General features: G+C 46.3%; 19 protein-coding genes. 8 read left to right on the top strand and 11 right to left on the bottom strand.

Features of this window, described 5'->3' with window-relative positions; translation table 11 throughout:
• Positions 1 to 64 precede the first annotated feature (64 nt).
• From AMICO_RS00490 to cysK, 7 genes are all read left to right on the top strand, one after another.
• Positions 65 to 1,258 carry a class I SAM-dependent rRNA methyltransferase gene (locus AMICO_RS00490; protein ID WP_052292773.1) on the top strand — a complete coding sequence of 398 codons (1,194 nt, stop codon included), beginning with the start codon at positions 65 to 67 and terminating at the stop codon, positions 1,256 to 1,258.
• Between the two features lie 294 nt (positions 1,259 to 1,552).
• Positions 1,553 to 3,106 (top strand): 2-isopropylmalate synthase, encoded by a 1,554-nt coding sequence (locus AMICO_RS00485; protein ID WP_013047515.1) that lies wholly within the window; start codon positions 1,553 to 1,555, stop codon positions 3,104 to 3,106.
• Entirely contained in the window at positions 3,087 to 4,376 is a 1,290-nt protein-coding gene (locus AMICO_RS00480; RefSeq protein WP_013047514.1) for a 3-isopropylmalate dehydratase large subunit, read from the top strand. Before AMICO_RS00485 ends, AMICO_RS00480 begins: the two co-directional genes overlap by 20 nt.
• Before the next feature lie 2 nt (positions 4,377 to 4,378).
• Positions 4,379 to 4,894 (top strand): 3-isopropylmalate dehydratase small subunit, encoded by a 516-nt coding sequence (locus tag AMICO_RS00475; protein WP_013047513.1) that lies wholly within the window; start codon positions 4,379 to 4,381, stop codon positions 4,892 to 4,894.
• The gene (locus tag AMICO_RS00470; RefSeq protein WP_013047512.1) at positions 4,891 to 6,024 is read left to right on the top strand and encodes an isocitrate/isopropylmalate dehydrogenase family protein; all 1,134 of its coding nucleotides are present in this window, start codon (positions 4,891 to 4,893) and stop codon (positions 6,022 to 6,024) included. The genes AMICO_RS00475 and AMICO_RS00470 overlap by 4 nt, the downstream gene beginning before the upstream one ends.
• A gap of 341 nt (positions 6,025 to 6,365) precedes the next feature.
• On the top strand, positions 6,366 to 7,031 hold the full coding sequence (gene cysE, locus AMICO_RS00465; protein WP_013047511.1) for a serine O-acetyltransferase: 666 nt from the start codon (positions 6,366 to 6,368) through the stop codon (positions 7,029 to 7,031).
• 1 nt (position 7,032) lies between these two features.
• Positions 7,033 to 7,959, top strand: a complete 927-nt coding sequence (cysK, locus tag AMICO_RS00460; RefSeq protein WP_013047510.1) for a cysteine synthase A — start codon at positions 7,033 to 7,035, stop codon at positions 7,957 to 7,959.
• Positions 7,960 to 8,024: 65 nt separating this feature from the next.
• Here cysK and AMICO_RS00455 read toward each other — a convergent pair whose 3' ends face one another.
• Entirely contained in the window at positions 8,025 to 9,041 is a 1,017-nt protein-coding gene (locus AMICO_RS00455; protein WP_013047509.1) for a dihydroorotate dehydrogenase-like protein, read from the bottom strand.
• A gap of 123 nt (positions 9,042 to 9,164) precedes the next feature.
• On the opposite strand from AMICO_RS00455, the gene AMICO_RS00450 reads away from it, so the two are divergent.
• Positions 9,165 to 9,734: a nitroreductase family protein gene (locus AMICO_RS00450; protein WP_013047508.1), complete on the top strand. Its 570-nt coding sequence runs from the start codon at positions 9,165 to 9,167 to the stop codon at positions 9,732 to 9,734.
• 12 nt (positions 9,735 to 9,746) lie between these two features.
• Here AMICO_RS00450 and AMICO_RS00445 read toward each other — a convergent pair whose 3' ends face one another.
• From AMICO_RS00445 to AMICO_RS00405, 10 genes are all read right to left on the bottom strand, one after another.
• Positions 9,747 to 11,129, bottom strand: a complete 1,383-nt coding sequence (locus AMICO_RS00445) for an NAD(P)/FAD-dependent oxidoreductase (RefSeq protein ID WP_013047507.1) — start codon at positions 11,127 to 11,129, stop codon at positions 9,747 to 9,749.
• 168 nt (positions 11,130 to 11,297) lie between these two features.
• On the bottom strand, positions 11,298 to 11,438 hold the full coding sequence (locus AMICO_RS10120) for a hypothetical protein (protein ID WP_013047506.1): 141 nt from the start codon (positions 11,436 to 11,438) through the stop codon (positions 11,298 to 11,300).
• Between the two features lie 321 nt (positions 11,439 to 11,759).
• Positions 11,760 to 13,040 (bottom strand): TRAP transporter large permease, encoded by a 1,281-nt coding sequence (locus tag AMICO_RS00440; protein WP_013047504.1) that lies wholly within the window; start codon positions 13,038 to 13,040, stop codon positions 11,760 to 11,762.
• Positions 13,037 to 13,516 (bottom strand): TRAP transporter small permease, encoded by a 480-nt coding sequence (locus AMICO_RS00435; protein ID WP_013047503.1) that lies wholly within the window; start codon positions 13,514 to 13,516, stop codon positions 13,037 to 13,039. Before AMICO_RS00435 ends, AMICO_RS00440 begins: the two co-directional genes overlap by 4 nt.
• 89 nt (positions 13,517 to 13,605) lie before the next feature.
• Entirely contained in the window at positions 13,606 to 14,610 is a 1,005-nt protein-coding gene (locus tag AMICO_RS00430) for a TRAP transporter substrate-binding protein (protein ID WP_013047502.1), read from the bottom strand.
• A 13-nt stretch (positions 14,611 to 14,623) separates the two neighbouring features.
• On the bottom strand, positions 14,624 to 15,550 hold the full coding sequence (locus tag AMICO_RS00425) for a ketopantoate reductase family protein (RefSeq protein ID WP_013047501.1): 927 nt from the start codon (positions 15,548 to 15,550) through the stop codon (positions 14,624 to 14,626).
• Between the two features lie 21 nt (positions 15,551 to 15,571).
• On the bottom strand, positions 15,572 to 16,396 hold the full coding sequence (gene panB, locus AMICO_RS00420; RefSeq protein WP_013047500.1) for a 3-methyl-2-oxobutanoate hydroxymethyltransferase: 825 nt from the start codon (positions 16,394 to 16,396) through the stop codon (positions 15,572 to 15,574).
• A gap of 57 nt (positions 16,397 to 16,453) precedes the next feature.
• A complete protein-coding gene (locus AMICO_RS00415; RefSeq protein ID WP_013047499.1) occupies positions 16,454 to 17,233 on the bottom strand; it encodes an IclR family transcriptional regulator in 780 nt (259 codons plus the stop codon).
• 227 nt (positions 17,234 to 17,460) lie between these two features.
• Positions 17,461 to 18,936 carry a sodium/pantothenate symporter gene (gene panF, locus AMICO_RS00410; RefSeq protein ID WP_013047498.1) on the bottom strand — a complete coding sequence of 492 codons (1,476 nt, stop codon included), beginning with the start codon at positions 18,934 to 18,936 and terminating at the stop codon, positions 17,461 to 17,463.
• On the bottom strand, positions 18,936 to 19,214 hold the full coding sequence (locus tag AMICO_RS00405) for a YhdT family protein (protein ID WP_013047497.1): 279 nt from the start codon (positions 19,212 to 19,214) through the stop codon (positions 18,936 to 18,938). The genes panF and AMICO_RS00405 overlap by 1 nt, the downstream gene beginning before the upstream one ends.
• Positions 19,215 to 19,230 lie beyond the last annotated feature (16 nt).

Raw genomic sequence — 19,230 nt, 5'->3', positions numbered from 1 at the left:
GGGTAATAAAGATTATGTGGGGACCCTGCTTCGTGGGTCCCCATTAAAGATGGTGAAAAATCCTATGAACAAGATAAAGGGCGCTATTGTAAACAAGACCGGCCTTGAGCGCTTGAACAAGAAACATCCCTGGATCTTTAAAGGGCATCTGGCTTCATCCCCCCTCGCAGAACCAGGGGATCTTGTGTCTCTTCACAACAACCGAGGAAGAATTGAAGGGTGGGGATTTTGGAGTGCTGGCTCTCTTTGTACACGGGTGCTTGCCTTCGGCTCTCAAAAACCTGATATTCAAAGACTTCTCGCTTTTCGCCTAGAAAAAAGCCTCGCTTTTCGTAAACGGTGGCTCAGCAAAGCTGAAGCCTTTCGTTTGGTTCATAGTGAATCTGATGGACTACCAGGATTGATCGTAGACATATATGGACCTATAGCCAGTGTACAATTACTGTCTGCCGGCTGGTACAAACATCGCAGCATGGTAGTAGATTCTCTTCTAGCCCTTCTTCCCCTTGAGGGGGTTGTTTTGCGAAATGATGTCCGCTATCTTGAGCAGGAGGGTATTCCCAGGGAAATTCGCCTTCTATGGGGGAAGCTTCCCCCTCAAAACTGTATCGATATTTCCTTTGGAGAAATAAAGGAGCGGGTCTACCCTCTAGCGGGACAGAAAACAGGCCTTTATCTTGATGTGCGAAATCTTCCTTTTCTTTTTAAGAATATTTCTTCCGAAGCGGATGTGTTAGACTGTTTCTGCTTCCAGGGACATTTTGGCCTTCATGCTCTTCATTGGGGAGCACGATCTGTCACAGCTGTGGAACAATCGGAAGAAGCCCTTGCAGTGTATAGAGAGAACCTACAGATGAATGGCCTTTCCTCCAAAGATGTCGACCTTCGTCATGGTAACGCCTTCGACGAGCTGCGTCGACTAGAGGGGGAGAAAAAACTTTACGACATCATTATTATGGATCCCCCACCCTTTTCGCCCGGCAAGGCCCAGATAGAATCTGCCCGTCGAGGCTATAAGGAGTTGGCTCTTCGCGCCTATCGCCTTCTTCGCCCCGAGGGAGTGCTTCTTTATCTCTGCTGCAGCCATGCTTTCAGCAGACAGATGCTTATCGAAGTGTTAAGAGATGCTGCCGTAGATAGAAGACAGGCTTTCCGCATAGTGCGGGAAGGATACCAGCCTGAAGACCACCCTATTGCCCTTGAGATTCCGGAAACAAACTATTTGAAAGGGCTTCTTGTGCAGGGAGTCGAGGAATAAACAGTATAGTATTGACAGAGTGGGCCATTCTTCATAGAATGGCTCCATTATAAAAAAATTTTCAAATCTAAATGAGGAGGGAAACGCAAATGAAAGAACGTTATGAGAATAAAAATATGCATGCTGTTTCCTCTCTGTCCCTCCTCCTCGGTTGCTGGTTCCTGCCTGGAACGCCGGCAGCCTTATAGCTGCATTCTGGCATACTCAGGCCGGGACCTCTTTTAAAGGGGTCCCGGCCTTTTTTTATTCTTTTGCCCAGACAAGGAAAGGAATGAACAGAAGGGAGATGTAATAATGAACGTACAAGAACAGATTCGTATTTTCGACACGACACTAAGGGACGGAGAACAGGCAGCGGGCATCAACCTCAATAAAGACGAGAAACTTCAAATAGCCCTTCAGCTTGAAAAAATGAGGGTTCATGTTATTGAAGCAGGATTCCCTGCCGCTTCTTCTGGAGATTTTGAAGCTGTTAAATGTATAGCCAATCAGGTTTCAACCTCTATAGTCGCAGGACTCGCCAGGACAAAAAGGGAGGACATTGGTGAAGCCTACGAAGCTTTAAAGAATGCAGCACGCCCTATGATCCATACTTTTATCGCCACAAGCCCAATCCATATGGAATATAAGCTCAGAATGACCCCTGAGGAAGTTCTGAATGAGGTTCGCCAGGGGGTGTCGTATGCCAGAAGCCTTATGGAAAGGGTTGAATTTTCCGCAGAAGACGCTAGCCGCTCCGAGCCCGCCTTTTTAGCTGAAGTATTCCGTACCGCAGCAGAGTGTGGGGCCACCACCCTCAATATCCCCGATACCGTAGGATACGCTGAACCCGGAGAATTTGAAACCTTTGTTAAAAATGTCATCGCAGCAACAGGAATACAGAATGTAATATGGTCGGTCCATTGCCACAACGATCTGGGGCTTGCTGTCGCCAACTCTCTTGCGGCTATTAAAGCCGGAGCCCGGCAGGTGGAATGCACAATAAACGGGCTGGGTGAACGAGCGGGAAACACCTCTCTTGAAGAGATCGTCATGGCCCTTCGGACGAGAAAGGACCGTTTTAGATATGAAACAGGCCTCGATACAAAACGTTTATGGGCGGTAAGCTCCCTCGTTTCGCGGATGACCGGATTTGCGGTTCCGCCGAATAAAGCCGTGGTCGGGGCCAACGCCTTTGCCCATGAAGCAGGTATTCATCAACATGGGGTTTTATGCAACAAGGCCACTTACGAAATTATGAACCCTGAAGATGTCGGAGCGCCGGGAAGCCGCCTTGTTCTTGGAAAACATTCAGGAAAACACGCTTTCAAAAAACAGGTAGAAGACCTGGGCTTCTCTCTTTCCGAAGATCGCCTTACAGAGGCCATGGCCCTTTTCAAGCATCTTTGCGACAGAAAAGAAATCATCACGTCAGAAGATATTGAAGCCATGATTACCAATGAAATTCTCGCTGGCCCTGCAACCAAACGTATTGTTCTCAAGAACTTTCACGTTCACGTGGGAAAAGGGTGGGGATCTGCTGCCATCTCTCTGGAAGATGGCGGCCAAGAGTTTTCTGACGCTGCTACCGGGAATGGGCCTGTGGATGCCGCCTATTCGGCCATTCAGCGAATCATAGGGTTTCGGCCAAAACTCGAGCATTACTCCATCCGCTCTGTAACTGAGGCTTCTGATGCCATTGGAGAGGCCAGGATCACTCTTCAGTTTGAAGGACTTGTGGTCAATGGCCGAGGAGCCAGTACAGACGTTATCGATGCAAGTATCAAAGCCTATATTGACGGCATAAACCATCTTTTTCAAAAAGCAGTCACAAAAGGAGTGTCTATCTATGGCAAGAACGCTGGTTAGTACAATTATTGCAGCTCACAGTACGGGTTCCCCCCAAGAAGGTGAAATTTGCAAGGTTAGAGTAGATTTCGCCTTTGCCAATGATATTACAACCCCACCGGCTATACAGTCATTCAAGGCTATGGGCGCAGAGAAGGTGTTTGACCCCCTTCGTTGTGCGGTGCTGCCCGACCACTTCACCCCAAACAAGGACATTGCCTCTGCTGAACAGGCAAAGAAAGGGAAGGAATTTGCACAATCACAAAAAATGCTCTACTGGGAAGTAGGCCGGGTAGGCGTTGAACACGCCTTTCTGCCGGAGCAGGGATACATCCTCCCTGGAGACATTGTTACCGGCGCTGACAGCCACACTTGCACCGGCGGGGCCCTTGGCGCCCTTTCCACCGGCATGGGAAGCACTGACCTCGCCGCCGTATGGGCTTTGGGAGAAACATGGCTAAGAGTTCCTCCCACGCTGAGAGTCGATTTTGTAGGGGAAAGGCCAGGCTGGGTGACGGGAAAAGATATGATCCTGGCCCTTTTGGGGCGAATCGGCGTTCAAGGAGCCCGCTACATGGCCCTTGAGTTTGGAGGAGAAGCTCTTTCCTGCCTTCCCATGGATGATCGCTTTACCATCGCCAATATGGCCGTAGAGGCAGGTGGGAAAGCCGGTATCTTTGTGCCCGACCAGACCATGCTGGAATACGCTTCAAAGCGGGCAAGTCGACGTTTCACCCCTTTGTACCCCCATGCCCAGGCTAGTTATTTACGAAGAGAAACTATCGACGTAACCAATATGGAACCTGTTGTGGCCCTACCCCACTCACCAGATAACGTGAAGGCTGTAAGAGCATGCCGGCCCTTCCATATCCATCAGGTCTTTATCGGATCATGTACCAATGGAAGGTTTAGGGATATTGAGATGGCCGCTCTTCTTTTGGAAGGGAAAAAAGTGGCTGACAATGTGAGATGTATTGTGATTCCCGCTTCTTATGAAGTTTATAATCAGGCCCTGGAGAAAGGGTATATCAAAATATTTGCAGATGCCGGGGCAGTGGTATGTACTCCAACCTGCGGCCCCTGTCTTGGAGGGCATATGGGCATTCTTGCCAATGGGGAACGGTGCATTTCAACAAGCAACCGAAACTTCGTCGGTCGAATGGGACATTCAAAAAGCGAGCTTATTTTAGCGAGTCCCCTTGTGGCAGCAGCAAGTGCTGTGACCGGCAAATTGACCGATCCAAGAGATATAGCAACACATGAATTTTTCACCAGACTGGAGGGGAAATAGAAATGTCTCATACTATCAAAGGTAAAGCCTGGGCATACGGCAACCATATCGATACAGATGTCATCATACCCGCCAGGTATCTTACATCAAGCAATGAAAAAGAATTAGGTAAACATTGTATGGAGGATATAGATGTTGATTTTTACAAAAGAGTGAATTCGGGAGACATGATCGTTGCGAAAGAGAACTTTGGTTGTGGTTCTTCACGAGAACACGCACCTCTTGCCATTAAGGGAGCCGGATGCAGCTGTGTCATAGCCGCCTCTTTTGCCCGCATTTTCTTTAGGAACGCCATCAATGTAGGCCTTCCTATATTTGAATGCCCCGAAGCAGCGGATTCTATCGAAACAGGAGACGAGATTGAAATTAACACCGAAACGGGAACCATCGAAAACAGAACGAAGGGAAAAGTCTTTTCCGTCACTCCTTTTTCGCCTTTTTTACAGGAACTCATTGAACGGGGCGGTCTTGTCCCCTATGTAAAAGAACAACTGAGATCAGAGAGGGTGGAAAAATGAGTTTTAAAAGATATTCTATTGCCCGTATTGCAGGAGACGGCATCGGCCCTGAGGTGATTGGAGAAGCTTCTAAGATTCTTGAAGCAACTGGAAACAAGTGGAACTTCGCAATCGAGTGGGTGGATTACCCTTTCGGCGCGGATTATTATCTTCGGACTGGCGAAACTCTTCCTTCCTCCGCTATAGAAGAAATGGCTTCGTGTCATGCCCTCTTCTTAGGAGCCGTTGGTGATCCCAGAGTAAAACCCGGCATTCTTGAGCGGGGAATTTTGCTGAACCTTCGCTTTCATTTCGACCAGTATGTCAACCTTCGACCGGCAAAGAGCTATCCGAAAGTTCCCCTGCCTATTGAGATCAAGGGCGGTAAAACCCTTGACACCCTCGTTGTTCGGGAAAATACAGAGGATTTTTACATTGGCATAGGCGGAAAAACTGAGGCTGGTCATATAGATCTTGACCTTGCCGCGAAAAGAAAGCTCTATTCCATCCATGGGAAACTAACGGGAGACTTCGAAGGGAAAATAGAGGGAGCTTTCCAGCTGGGGATAGCTTCCGAGCCTGGAATTCGCAGAGTTACAGCCTATGCTTGTGAAGCAGCAAAATCGAGAGGAGAAGAAGTTATAACCCTTGTTTCGAAATCAAATGCCCTTCCCCAGATATACGGCTTTTGGGAAAATATGGCAAAGGATGAAGCACAACAACATGGCGTAGAAGTCTCTGTTATCAACGTTGATGCCATGTGCTACCATCTTGTTCGAAGGCCTGATCTTTACAATGTCATCCTCGCTCCCAACATGTTCGGAGATATTGTAAGCGACCTCCTCGCCGGTCTAACCGGGGGGCTTGGTGTTGCCGCAGGTGCGGATATCGGTGATTCTCTTTCTATGTTCGAACCCATTCATGGATCTGCCCCTGATATTGCAGGCACAAAAAAAGCAAACCCTCTTGCAGCCATTCTTTCTGGTGCACTTTTGCTTGATCATCTGGGAGAGAAAGGGGCTGCTGCTTCCATAGAGAAAGCTGTCTGTGACTTTCTTAAAGGTACGGAAGTTAAAAGAATGCCTATAGAGTTCGGCGGTGAAGGCACCGCTTCCTCTGTGGGGGAAGACATTCTGGCCCGTCTACATTAGGGAAATCGTCCTGTCTTGACAAATGCTATCGCCTTTCGTATAGTTTACTTCTTGGAAGGGGAGATTTCTGTTGGTTATAAATGCTATGAATATATGTTGTTGTGGGAGGACGATCTAACAGTCTCCCCGTAGCGCAACAAAGGCTGCGGTGGGTATAATGCCCGTTGTAGCCGAAGAAATGCTTCGTTCCATACCATAATTGTAGAGAATGTATATACAGCGGGCTTGTCGAAAGTGGCAAGTCCGCTTTTTTTGTACAGGAAAGGAAGTGATGCCTATGGAATGCGACTGTATCTACTGCTGTTACGAAAATCAGTTCAATTTCAGGAGGTGTCATATAAATGAAAATTTTTGTTTCTTCTATATTAGATGTTTGGAATACGGTAAAAGCCGATGTCAGAGCTGTAGGGGATAACGACCCGGCTTTTAAGGGTGGCATATGGGGGTGGCTAGAGGTTGTTTTTTGCTACCCTGGCCTTCATGCTATCCTCGCCCACCGGATCATACATTTTTTACATGCAACGCTGCATATTCCCTTTTTACCCCGACTTTTAAGTCATGTCATGCGATGGCTGACAGGAATAGAGATTCATCCGGGAGCCAAGATCGGAAAAAGGTTTTTCATCGACCATGGTATGGGGATCGTTATCGGTGAAACAGCGGAAATAGGAAACAACGTAAAACTTTTTCATGGCGTAACGTTAGGCGGAACTGGAAAAGAAAGAGGCAAGCGCCACCCCACCGTGCATGATAACGTAATGATTGGAGCAGGAGCGAAACTGCTTGGCAATATTACAGTAGGGGAAGGAGCCAAAATAGGAGCCGGAGCTGTAGTGGTACGGAATGTGGAGGCTGGCTCAACGGTTGTAGGAATTCCAGCTAATGTCCGCATTAAACATCACGACCAGCGCACTTCCCTTTCGAGCAAAGTTTTGCTTGACCGTATCGAAATGCTGGAACAGGAACTTGAAATACTTAAAAACTACCTCAAAAAGGAGGCTGCATAGAATGACCTTTAAAACAGATCGGATTGCTTTGAGAAAACGTATAGGCCGCACACCTCTGTTTGTTTTTCGCCCCAGCAATCAAGGCGCAGCTATTGCCATTAAGCTGGAGGGAACAAATATTGGGGGCTCCGTAAAAGACAGGGCTGCCTGGGGAATGCTTCGCCACGCAGAAGAAAAAGGGCTGCTCAGGGATGAGACCGTCATTGTAGAACCTACGTCTGGAAATACTGGCATCGCCCTGGCCATGCTAGGACAGGCTTTGGGCCTGAAAGTGATTCTCACCATGCCGGAATCCATGTCTCAGGAGCGTCGGTCTGTTCTGGCTGCCTATGGTGCTGAACTTCATCTTTCTCCAGCCAAAGAAGGAATGAGGGGGGCCATCGCCCTGGCACGACATATACTTGACGAAACGCCCGGCGCCTATATGCCCGACCAATTCAGCAATCCCGGAAATTCCTGGGCCCATTCTGTAACTACCGCCCCTGAAATTCTAACAGATATGGAGGGGCTGCCCATTTCCGCTTTTGTTGCGGGCATTGGATCGGGAGGAACTATTTCAGGAACAGGGGCCGTCCTCAAAGCAGTCTGGCCGGCAATTCATATAGTAGGGGTAGAACCTGCCGGCAGCCCTGTTCTAAGCGGAGGGGAAGCCGGGCCTCATAAAATACAGGGCATAGGTGCTGGATTTGCTCCTGCCGTTCTAAAAAAAGAGATATTGACAGAGATTAAAACCGTGGAAGATGATGCCGCCCTCGAAACAACCCGCTGGCTTGCTCGTACCCATGGTCTCTTTTGCGGCATTTCCACAGGAGCCAACGTCTGGGCAGCCATTCAGACAGCCAAACAGTTTACTCCCGATGATACCGTAGTCACCATTGCCTGCGATCGAGGAGACAAATATCTCAGCACAGAAGCCTTTAAAAACTGATAAAGAAAGGCGGGGGCTCAAAGAAGTGCTCCCGCCTTTCTCTTGCTCATCATAAAATTACTCTTTTATATCTCTGGACGGGACAAAAACGGCGATTCGTGGCGCATTAAAATATCCACATATTGGGCCCGTTCCCAAGCGTAGGGATCATGGGCTCTCTTTTTACTTAGCTTGCCTTTAAATTCGTCAAGAATCTCATAACCATTTTTATCCATCCACTGTTCTATGTCCTCAATCATGGTTTTCAGCGAATTAATGCCATTTTTGTAGAGGGTGCTGACAACCTGCACACAGTCTGCCCCCGCGAGAAGCATTTTTACTACATCTCTTCCAGAAAAGATTCCCCGATTCGCACAGAGCGACCCCTCAACTGCCCCGTAAAGAAGGGCCATAAAACGAAGAGGCAGGCGGGAATCAGTTTCGTGGCTCATGGTAATATCCCGAACTTCCATCTGTTTATCAGGGTCAATGTCAGGATTGAAAAAACTATTGAACAGGACATGCCCCTTTACACCTATTTTATCAAAGGTAGAAACAACGTGAAGAGGATTTGTATAGTATGGGCTGATTTTTACTGCCACTGGAATGGAAACCACACGTAAAACTTCTTCCACCATAGCGAATTGCTTCTTCTCAATATCTTCACCACTAAGATGGCTATCAACAGGCATAATGTAAAGGTTAAGCTCAAGGCCCTGAACTCCTGTCTGACTCAATTTTTCAGCCCACTCGACCCATACGCTTTTTTGCCCCGCATTCAAGCTTGCAAAAATAGGAATTCGTGCTCCCTTCACAACTTTTTTCACCCACATGAGATGTTCTTCTGGCCCCCCGTGGGCAATCCCGGGATGAAGAGCAATCATTTCAGCATGACGCTCATCATCGTCTGTTAACTCGTGCTCCAACGCAAGGGCTTCCAGGGCAATCTGTTCTTCAAAAAGAGACTTGATCACCATCCCGCCCGCCCCGGCGTCTTCTACTTGACGAATCGTTTCAAGGTTTGATGTAATGCCGCTCGCTCCTACGATGACCGGGTTCTTTAATTCCACTCCCATGTATACTGCTGAAAAGTCAACAGTCATGCGATCTCCCCCTTTCTCGCTCGAGCAATTTTTTATTTTTACCCTTTCATACAAAACTAATATACGTATCATTGGTTTATAATAAAAAATCAAGAAATGCAATAGAGGGGAGTGAATTTAATAATGAATCTCGTAATTGAAACCATTAAAAATCGACGAAGCATCAGGCGTTACTTGCCACTACAAATAAACGACGAAGAGCTTTCGCTCATTGTGGAAGCCGGCACTTGGGCTCCTAGCGGGCACAATAATCAACCGTGGCATTTTAGTGTTATTCAAAACAAAGAGTTAATTGACATGATCAGCGATAAAACGGTGGCTCTCATGAAAAAATATTCTGTGGAGTGGATACGTAAAATGGGGGAAAAAGAAGGATATCATATTTATTATCATGCCCCTGCTATTATTGTCATTTCAGGAAAGAAAAATGCCGATTCCCTGCTAAAACCCATTGCAGACTGTTCCGCCGCAATAGAAAACATGCTCATCGCCGCTGAATCCCTCAACATAGGGACATGCTGGATCGGCTTTTCTGGTTTCTTTTTTGCTGTAGCCACACCAGAAGAACTGAAAGCCATAGGCGTACCTGAAGGCTATGAAGCTCTTTACAGCATAGCCTTAGGATATAAAGATCCCGCCCATAAGTATGGGGCCCCCAAACGTAAAGAGGGCGTCGTTACATATATCAGGTAACAGGAAACACTGCTATCCTTGATAAAGAATTGAGCGGGCGGCTACGACACCACTAGAAGCCGCCTGTATTATCCCACGGCTTACCCCTGCGCCGTCTCCGGCCATATAAAGATTTCGGATGGCAGGTGTTTCAAGGGTTTCTTTTAATTCAAGCCGTAAGGAATACAGCTTGATCTCCACTCCGTATAGGAGAGTATCGTTCATATTGATGCCCGGCATAATGATATTAAGGGCTTCTATAAATTCAACCACGTCAATTAAAAAACGGTGAGGTAAAACAAGGCTCAGGTCGCCTGGCTGGGCCTGGGCTGTGGGTTTAACCATTCCCCTCGTTATTCTGGCCTCTGTGGAACGGCGACCATCCCGCAAATCACCAAGACGCTGCAGTAAAATACCGCCGCCAGCCAGCATGTTCGCAAGTTTAGCTATATGAGTAGCATATCCTATGGGGTCGTTGAAAGGCTGGGTGAAGTTTTTTGTCACGAGAATGGCAAAATTCGTGTTTTTAGATTTTACATTCTTTAGGCTGTGCCCATTCACCGTGACCAGATCATGGGCCTTGTTATACTCGTGTACTACAAACCCCGAAGGGTTCATACAGAAAGTGCGGCATCTGTCGTCAAAGGTAGGGGTGTTGTATAGACATTTCACTTCGTAGAAATGCTTTGTAAGATCCTGGCAAATACTATCCGAAACCTCTACTCGCACCCCAATATCTACAGGCATGGAGGCAATTGGCAAATTATATTTGTTCACAATTCCTTCGAGCCACGAGCTTCCTTCTCGGCCTGGAGCTAAAATAACGTACTCAGAGTTTATTTCCTGGCCATCTTTTAAGACTACTCCTTCGACAACTCCGCTATGGACAACAACTTCCTTCACTTCTGTGTTCATAAGAATGTCGCATTTCTCTTTCAGTTCTTCATACATGTTATTGAGAACCATACGGGACGCATCGGTGCCAATATGGCGAATTCTGGCCGGGATAATTTTTATTCCTCGGCTTGCTGCCTTTTGGATGGTATCTTTCACAATTTCTCCCGTTGGCTCGTAATACTTTTTATCAGCGCCGAAGCTTACAAAAGTATCGTCTACATAGCGGATCATGTTTTCTAGAGCATCTTCCCCTATGCATTCTTCGAGGTTTCCGCCAAATCCTGTTGTCAGGGTGAGTTTTCCATCTGAAGCTGTGCCTGCACCTCCCCAACCAGAAACGATATTACATGAATTGCAGTTGACGCATACAGGGGAAAGTCCTTCAAGAATAGGGCATTTTCTTTCTTTTATAAGTTTTCCCTTATCTAAGATCAGTACTTTTTTGTCACTTTTCACCAGCTCCATGGCCGCAAAGACTCCGGCTGGACCTGATCCCACAATAATAACGTCGTATTTCACCGTTATTTCTCCCCTTCTCTGTTAAGAATTTTCTTTAAAGTGATGGGCCCATGGGAAATGTATAAAGAATAGTCTGAAGGTGACTCTTGGATGATACCATAAAAAGAGCCCTTCGTTGAGAAGGGCTTCCTTGCGGTATCAAGGGGCTCATGATAATATTCGCACTTTCTAACGGTATCCTTCGAAAGGACCTCTCCATCGAACTTCGAGAAGCCCCTCCAAGTTGAACATTTCTATAGAATCCACAGCTTCATAGACTACCGCTTTCTTTTCACTCTGTACCTTGCCCTTTTTCCCCATTTTGACCATGATAGCCTCTCCCTTCCCATTCTCATTGAACCTCGTTCTCTGTGTTAATTGCCTTACCCATAAAAAAAAGCCGGAAACCGCTTAAAGCGGATCCCGGCTCTGGTGTCTGGGTAGAGGCAATTAAATGCCAATCACACCAGGAGGGGATCCGCTGCTAATAATAAGTACTATAAGTAGAGCTACTAGAGACTGAACTGCGAGATTCTTCATTAGCTTCATTCGGAACCCTCCTTTGCGTCTGAATTATTTGAATAGTTCAACACATTATATTGTGGATTTTTCTATCTGTCAACCTACCGAAATGACTGCGGAGCCCTTATATCAATAGAGCCCCGTCAGTCTCGGCAAAATCGTTGATATCCACGGCAAATAGGTGAGAAGCAATACATCTGCGATCATGATCAAGATAAATGGCCATACGGCACGGGTAATATCTTCAAGAGTGATATCCGCAATGCTGCACCCTATGAAAAGACAGACCCCAAGGGGCGGCGTAACCATGCCTATGGCGAGGTTCACAACTAAAACGATCCCAAAGTGGAGAGGGTCGACCCCTATCTGGGTTATTACGGGCAACAAAACCGGCACCAAAATAATGATGGCTGCCACTGTTTCCATAAAGGTTCCCAGAAAGAGGAGCAATAAGTTGATAAGGGCCAGAATGATGATGGGATTTTTCGATATGGAAAGTATGGCATTTGCCACCACCTGGGGAATCTGTTCTGCAGTAAGAATCCAGCTGAAGACAGAGGATGTGGCAATAATGAACATGATCATGGATGTTCCCACTACTGTTGTAACAAGAATATCTTTAAGCTGTGACAAATTCAGTTCGCGATAGATGAAAAAACCCACGACAAAGCCATACACGACAGCAACTACCGCAGCCTCTGTAGGAGTAAATACCCCGCCGTAAATACCGCCAAGAATTATCACTGGCATCATGAGAGCGAGGATTGCCTGTTTAAATGTCTGCCAAATACGATTTAGGGAAGATTTTTCATCTCCTCGATACCCTTTTTTTCGAGAGATAAGCCATGCTACAAACATGAGGGAAAGGCCGACGAGTATACCTGGCAGTATGCCGCCCATGAAAAGTGCTCCTATAGATACCCCCGTAAGAACGCCGTAGATGATCATGGGGATACTTGGGGGGATCATAACCCCAAGAGTTCCTGCTGTAGCCTGAACCGCCGTAGCAAAAGGCTTGTCATAGCCTCGCCGCACCATAGCTGGAATCAGAATGGTGCCAATTGCCGCTACTGTGGCTACTGCGGCACCGGAAATGGCACCGAAGAACATGCTTGCCATAATGGCCACAAAAGCCAAACCACCTGAAAATCGCCCGACAATGGAATTAGCGAACTCTACAAGCCGCCTTGAAATGCCCCCAAATTCCATCAATGAACCGGCAAGGATGAAAAAAGGAACAGCCATAAGAGGAAAGGAATCTGCAGCTGTGAACATCTTCTGAACGACGACTATAGGCGGAATGGATCCAGAAAAAAGAATGGCCGCAACAGAAGCCAGACCTATAGCAATGGCGATGGGCACATTTATGACAAAAAACAAGAAAAGACTGGCGAAGAGAACTGCTGTCATCTGGCTTCACCCTTTCTTCCCGTCACAATTGCCAGGGCCTGCTCAACAGAATAAACGAACATGAGCACACCGCTGATAAAAATCGCTGAGTATGGAATTCCCATGGATATTTCCATGGCCGGTGATAACTGACTCGAAACAATGCCGAGAATTCTGTGGCCATAGACCACCATAATAGCAAAAAAGACCGTGGCAAAGAGAGTCGCTAAAAATGCAACAACCTTTTTGATTTTACTGGGCAATATGTTTGTTACCACTTCCACTCCAATATGAGCCCCTCTTTTCACGCCGATACTGGCGCCAAGAAAAGAGATCCATATGAGAATGTATCTGGAAACTTCTTCTGACCACGGCAGAGAGGAGTGAAGAACAAACCTGAATATAACCTGTAAAAAAACAACAATGACCATTACGATCAACAGAAAGCTTACGATGTATTCCACTATACGGTTTACACCATTGAGTATTTTTTCCATCGGATCTAAACAACCCCTTCTTTCTGCCAGACAAAAAGGGAGAAGAAAGAGGGCCCCCTTCTCCCTTTCCCATATGAATGGCTTAAGTTCTAGTTCTCTGCAAGAATCTGATCAAGAAGCTTCGCGTCTTCTCCAAGCTCTCCACGGAACTCGTCATAAACAGATTTTGTGGCTTCTCGGAAAGCATCTTTATCAGGTGTATTGATCTCCATGCCCAGTTTCTTAAGCTCCTCAACCTGCTCTTCTTCCATTTTTGTAATTTGCTCTCGCTCGTAAACAGCCGATTCCTGGGCAGCCTTTAGAAAAAGCTCCTGATATTCCTTAGGCAGCTTATCGAATTTTGCTTTGCCCATTACAATCATTGACGGAGAGAAAACGTGGCCGGTGAGAGAAACATACTTCTGAACTTCGTAGATCTTCTGTGTGTAAATTATAGGTATTGGGTTCTCCTGTCCATCTACAGTACCCTGCTGAAGAGCAGTGAACACTTCACCCCAGGCCATTGGTGTGGGATCAGCTTTTACTGCCCGCCAAATAGCCATCTGTACTTTATTTTCCATAGTTCTCAATTTTAAGCCCTGAGCATCTGCTGGCATGTTGACAGGACGTTTTGAGTTTGTAAGATGTCGGAAACCATTTTCATACCACGCCAGTCCCTTAATGCCCTGCTTCTCAAGGAGTCCCATAATGTACTGTCCAATTTCTCCATCAAGAGTGGCGTAGGCCTGTGCCTTATCCTTAAAGAGGAAAGGGAAGTCAAAGATCATAAATTTCTTTTCAAAGCCGCTCATGGGACCGGTGGAAGAAACAACCAGGTCTACAGTCCCAAGCTGAAGCCCTTCGATAAGGTCTCTTTCGCCTGTACCAAGCTGATTGTTGGGGAAGAGATTAATTTCCACTTCTCCGTTGGTTTCTTTTTCTACAACTTCTTTGAAACGAACTGCGCCAAGATGGTAGGGATGCTGGTCGCTTACCGCATGTCCAAGCTTAAAGGTATATTTCGCAGCCCAAACTGGTTGCGCCACAGTTCCAAGAACAAGGGCGCAAAGCAAAAGTCCCGCAATCATCAATGATTTTTTCTTCAACTGCTTCATTATGACTCCCCCTTTATACTTCTTCATAAGTTTTTTCTTTCACCGACACCAAGTTGTAAAGAACCTTGTTGACCGGTGTTGGAATACCTAAACGCTTGCCTTCTTGAACAATGGCTCCGTTAATGACATCTATCTCTGTTTTGCGTTTGTTCGAAACATCCTGGAGCATGGACGACCTATTGGTTGCCGTCAGCCTCGCAACATTTCTCGCGTGCTCCACTGGATCTTCTCCTTCGAGAATGACGCCTTTTCCTTTCGCTACAGCAACCGCCTCTTCAACGGCAGAACGAAGGAGTTCTTCTGTTTCAGAAAAATCCACAAGTCGTCCATTTTTAAGGCCGGTGATAGCCGTCAGCGCATTGATGCCAATATTGACGAGAAGCTTCCCCCAAATGAGTCCCATAACATTTTGGGAAAGTTTTACATCAAAGCCGCCCTTTTCAAGCACCGCTCCGATGCATCGAAGACGTTCGTCAACAGCGCCATTGAGTTCGCCAATAACGGTGACACCCTGTCCGGCATGGCGTATTTTCCCCGGTCCAAGCAATGTGGATCCGTGTCCCGTTACACCGGCAATAACTTTCTCTTCTCCAACCACGGCACTTATTTTTTCTACATTGCCGAGGCCATTCTGGAGGGTGAGGATGCTTGTTCGCTCCCCAATTATTCCCCTGGCGCTTTCTACGGCCTGAGCCGTAAGGGTTGCTTTGACAAAAACAATGAGAAGATCGCACGGCCCTGCCTCTCCAGCAGAAGAAACAGCTCGAATAGAGCGAACCGTCCGTTCTCCCTCAATTCCTTCTATATGCAAACCCCGGTTATTAATAGAATCAATGTGATCTTTCCATACGTCAATGAGAGTAACATCATATCCTGCTTCGGCAAGTTTCCCGCCATAGAGGCATCCCATTGCTCCCGAACCAAGAACTGCGATTTTCATTCCTTTCACCTCAGCTTACTCTTACAGATCCTTCAGATCTTCCCTGCTCAGTCCTCCGAAGGTGTGTTTTTCTTCTGGGAAGGCACCTTGACGCACTTCTTCCTTGTATGTGCTTAGCGATTTTACAATTTCGTCTCCAATCTGAGCATACTGTTTAACGAACTTAGGAAGGAATTTATCAAAAAGTCCCAGCATATCATGGAAAACAAGAACCTGGCCATCGCAATAACGCCCTGCGCCTATCCCTATAATAGGAATGGAAACAGCTTCAGTAATGGCCCGTCCCAATTCTTCAGGCACACATTCAACGACAATGGAAAAAGCTCCTGCTTCCTCAAGGGCCTTCGCCTCATCGATTATTCTCTGAGCTGCCTCAAGACTCTTTCCCTGAACTTTAAACCCGCCCAGCATTGACGCTGTCTGAGGAGTGAGACCTATATGTCCCTGTACAGGAATTCCTGCCTCCACAATGGCAGACACCACTTCGGGCCGCCCTCCCTCAAGCTTGATAACATCACAGCCGCCCTCTTTCATGAGGCGATTTGCGCTGCGGATAGCCTGAGAAATGCTCTCGTTGTAGGAACCGAAGACCATATCTCCCACGATCATTGGCGTTGGCGCGCCTTTTACCACCGGTTTGATATGGGCGATCATTTCATCTGTGGTAAGCTGAACAGTTCCTTCGTTTCCAAGCATGGTCATAGCAAGAGAGTCGCCGACAAGAATAATTTCAATGCCGGATTTTTCCACCAATACAGCCTGTGCGTAATCATAGGCTGTCACCATTGATATTTTTTCACCTTTCTGTTTCATTTCTTTAAGTTTCTGGATCGTTACCTTTGCCATTTCGAGATTCCTCCCTCTTGAGAGATATAAAGGTTGTAATTCTTAGCCTTTGTCATTTCAGGATTTGTATCCAAGGGTGGTCGAAAAACGTTTGGCCACATCTATTACCAAATCCCGAATGGCGAAAAGACGTTCTGTATCTGCGTAAAGAAACTTGGGGACCGCCACACTAAGAGCGGCCAAAACTTCACCAGAATGACCCCATACTGGAGCCGCTACGCAAAACAGCCCCTCAATATATTCTTCATTGTCGATGCAATATCCCTGCTTCCTTATACGGGCAAGATGCTGAAATAAGGTTTCAAGGTCGGGAACCGTGTTTTTAGTAAAACGCGCGAATGGTTCATCTTCAAGAAGTTCCCTTACCTTTGTTTCAGGCATATACGCGAGCATGATCTTTCCGAGGCCTGTGCAATATGTTGGCATGCGTTTTCCTACAGAAAGATCTACACGTATGGTCGATTGGCTTTCAATCTTATCGATGTAAATAACATACTTGCCATCCATAACAGCTAAATTTACGGCTTCATTTGTTTTATCAGAAAGCTCTCGCATAAAAGGCATGGCCTGCTTTTTTAGACCAAGGGCCTTAACCACGTTATTTCCTATTTCAAAAAGCTTGAAACTGTTGGAGTATTTATGATTTTCGCGGTTTTGATTCACATAACCAAGGCCTTTGAGGGTAGAAACGATACGATGGACAGTGCTTGGCTCCAAACCAAGTTCATCGCTTATTTCAGAAATTCCTAACTCTCCGTGTTCGTCAAGAACTTCTATAATCGACATGGCTCTTTCTATGGATTGGACGTATCCGGGATTTTTTCTGGCGCCAGCCATAATGTTTTACCTCCTTAAAGATGGGGGAGAAAACAATTTATTCCAACATTCCACGATACGGAATCAAATTCTATACTGCGGAATGTGTAGTTTAATTATAAGCATCCAGAATTATCTGTCAAGCTAGCTAAAGAAGAGGAATATAAAAAGAAAAAACATAGAAAAAAGACTCTTTTTCAATATAAAAAGAGTCTTTTTCTCTATATAATCGCAAAAGGTTTTAAGGACTACTCCCAGAAGATCCTGATTGTTTCGTCGTCAGGTCTTTTTCCTGCATAGGCACCGATGATAAAGGCAATAAGACCGACAAGGATAGTTGGCACTATTTGGTGGGTTCCCATCCATGTAACCTTAGTGATGGTGAAATAAAAGAAAGCGCCGCACCCGGCAATGATAGAGCAGAGAGCGCCAACAGCATTGGCTCTTTTCCAATAAAGGCCTAAAATTGTAGGCCAGAGAAAGACCGCTTCAAGGCCACCGAAGGCAAACAGATTGATCCAGACTAGAAGAGAAGGAGGTTTAAGGGCCGCGATAAAAACAAGGATGCCCAAAATTCCTGTGGAAATAAAACTCATCCTCCCAAGGGCAGCTGGATTTACTTTTTCCGGATCTTTACAAAGGTAGTTTAAATAAAGATCTTTAATGATGGCTGCAGAAGCGAGAATAAGCATAGAGTCCACCGTTGACATAATAGCCGCTAGGGGGCCCGCTATAAAAACACCTGCCCAAAAAGGGGAAAGGAGTTTTATTGTCAAAGTGGGCACTGCAAGATCTCCAACCTGAATATCTGGAATAACAGCTCGCCCGAGAGCTCCCACCATATGCATACAAAGCATAAGGAATCCCACGATAAAAGTTCCAATTATCATGGCATTATGCATGGAACGGGAATCTTTGTAGCCCATACACTTCACCGTTGTTTGAGGAAGACCCAGAATGGCAAATCCCACTAAAACCCAAAAAGAAAGAATAAAGGGTTTAGAAATAAAATTATCAGGTCCAAAAGGGGTGATGAGGGCGGGATCTATTTCATAGAGACGGGTCATAACGGCAGTCATGCCCCCTCCTGCATGAACAACGCTCCAAAGTAACGCTATTGATGCCACAACCATCATGGACCCTTGTATGGTGTCAGTAAGCACAACAGCTCTAAATCCCCCCACTGTTGTGTAGAGGATCACCGTAATGCCAAAAATAATTAGGCCTATAAGATAGGGGTAGCCTGTGATGGATTGAAAAAGTCTCGCCCCGCCAATAAATTGAGCGAGCATTGATGCCATGAAGAATATAAGAAGAGCTATAGAAGAGAGAATGACCACAAGATCATTCCGGTAACGAACCCGCAAGAATTCCGTAACTGTAACGGCCTGAATGCGACGGGCTATAATGGCAAACTTTTTCCCAAGAACGCCCAGGGTCAAAAAAGCGGTAGGAACCTGTATCATCGCCAAAAGTATCCAGCCAAGGCCCATTTTATAGGCGACACCGGGCCCCCCCACAAAACTGCTAGCGCTTGTATAGGTTGTAATAATAGCCATGGCCAGGACAAACCCGCCCATTGAGCGGCTCCCAAGAAAATACTCTTCAATAAAACTTTTTGTGTCCCTTGATTTTTTGCCTATTCTTTGGCTCCAAAGAGCGATAGCCATAACACCGCCAAGATAAAGAACAAGGGGCAGGATCATAGATACTCTCTGTTCCATTACAATTCGCTCCCCTCTTCTTTCGAGGGCTCATCTAGAGGAATTTCTTTAAAAAAGAACCTTACAACGGCCCAGACAAGAAAAGAAATGACGACATAGCCAACAATGCAACTATAAAAAAACCATGAGGGCATGCCCCAAATATATGTGTATGAAGATGGATCTCCACTACCCAGTCCATAGGCCGCTCCATACCACCAGGCGAAAAAGACGCCATAAAGTCCCAAAGATATCAGGGCTTCCTTATGAGCTTGGCCGAAACGCTCCTTTTTTTTCACTCGTCACTCCTCCTTC

It is taken from the genome of Aminobacterium colombiense DSM 12261, from assembly GCF_000025885.1.
Taxonomy (GTDB): Bacteria; Synergistota; Synergistia; order Synergistales; family Aminobacteriaceae; genus Aminobacterium; species Aminobacterium colombiense.
This window is presented reverse-complemented; position numbering and strand designations above follow the sequence as displayed.